1 protein-coding gene and 1 pseudogene are annotated in these 1,453 nt (G+C 69.3%); one reads left to right on the plus strand and one right to left on the minus strand.

Going from position 1 to position 1,453, the window contains the following annotated elements:
- The first annotated feature begins 130 nt into the window (after nucleotides 1-130).
- The gene (locus Q7T84_RS18435; RefSeq protein ID WP_304811804.1) at nucleotides 131-928 is read left to right on the plus strand and encodes an SDR family NAD(P)-dependent oxidoreductase; all 798 of its coding nucleotides are present in this window, start codon (nucleotides 131-133) and stop codon (nucleotides 926-928) included.
- A gap of 57 nt (nucleotides 929-985) precedes the next feature.
- Here the strand turns inward: Q7T84_RS18435 and Q7T84_RS18440 are convergent.
- Nucleotides 986-1,453: pseudogene (locus tag Q7T84_RS18440) on the minus strand (ubiquinone biosynthesis protein UbiB); the annotation flags it as partial.

Consider the following 1,453-nt stretch of genomic DNA (forward strand, 5'->3'; position numbering starts at 1 on the left):
CCGACAAGCAGTGCATGGACGTGGTGTTCACCGCCGGCCAGTACACCCAGGTCTCGATGATCCTGAACTCGTTCGGCGTGCAGCTCGACGCCGGTCAGACCCTCGATCCCGACTTGAAGGGCTTTTGATCATGCGCCTCGCAGGCAAGACCGCCCTCGTCGTCGGCGCCGGCCAGACGCCAGGTGAGACCATCGGCAACGGCCGCGCCATGGCCATGCTGTTCGCCCGCGAGGGGGCAGATGTCCTCTGCGTCGACCGATTGATCGAGCGCGCCGAGGAAACCGCCTCGATGATCGTCGCCGAGGGCGGCAAGGCGGCGGCCTTCGCGGCCAATGTCACCAAGGCTGACGACTGCACGGCCATGGTCGAGGCGGCCAAGGCCCGCTGGCCGCGCATCGACATCGTGGTCAACAACGTCGGCATCGGCGGCGGCGGCGACGGCCCCGCCCATAAGCTGACCGAGGACGCCTTCGACCGCATCTTGGCGGTCAATCTGAAGGGGGCTTGGCAGGTGTCGAAGGCGGTGCTGCCGGCCCTGCGCGAGCAGGGCGCCGGTTCCATCGTCAACATCTCGTCCCTGGCCTCGATCGCCGGCGGCGCCCAGGTGGCCTACGAGATATCCAAGGCGGCGCTCAACCGCCTGACCACCAGCATCGCCCAGGCCAACGCCGGCAAGGGCGTCCGCTGCAACGCCATCGCCATGGGCCTGCTCGACACTCCGATGGCGGTCGCAGGCATCGCCTCGGCCAGCGGTCAGGAGCAGCAGGCGGTGCGCGACGCGCGCAACGCCCGGGTGCCGCTGAACGGCCAGATGGGCACGGCCTGGGACACAGCCTATGCGGCGCTGTTCCTGGCGTCGGACGAGGCGCGTTTCATCACCGGCACGGTGCTGTTCGTCGATGGCGGCATGTCGAGCCGTATCGGCTAGTTCTCGCTCGTCATCCTCCGGTCAGCCGGAGGATGACGAGCGGTGGGCGGGCGGGCCCTAAAACATCCAAGCCGCCAGCAGGAAGGTCAGGCCTGACACCGCCGCGCCGATGGCGAACCAGGCCAGGGGCGAGCCCTTGTCTTTGGCGACGACCAGGGCCGGGCGAGGCGGGGCCTCCACCAGGCGGGCGAGATTACGCAGGGCTTCCAGGCCCTCCTCGGCGAAGCGCTTGGCGCGGGCGGCGGGGCCGAGTTCGCGCAGCATCCAGCGACGCACCACCGGATCGGCGGCTCGCCAGATGTCGTGCTCGGGATCGATGCGGCGCGCCACGCCCTCGACCGTCATCATGGTTTTCTGCAGCAGCACCAGTTGCGGCTGCAGGCGCATGTCGAACAGGGCGGTGATCTCGAAGAGCTGGGTCAGCACCCGGCTCATCGACACATCGCTGGCCGCGCGGCCGAACACCGGCTCGCCGACCGCGCGCAGAGCCTGGGCGAAGGCCGAGACCGAATGGGTGCGCGGCAC

This window comes from Phenylobacterium sp. (assembly GCF_030654915.1).
Lineage (GTDB): Bacteria > Pseudomonadota > Alphaproteobacteria > Caulobacterales > Caulobacteraceae > Phenylobacterium.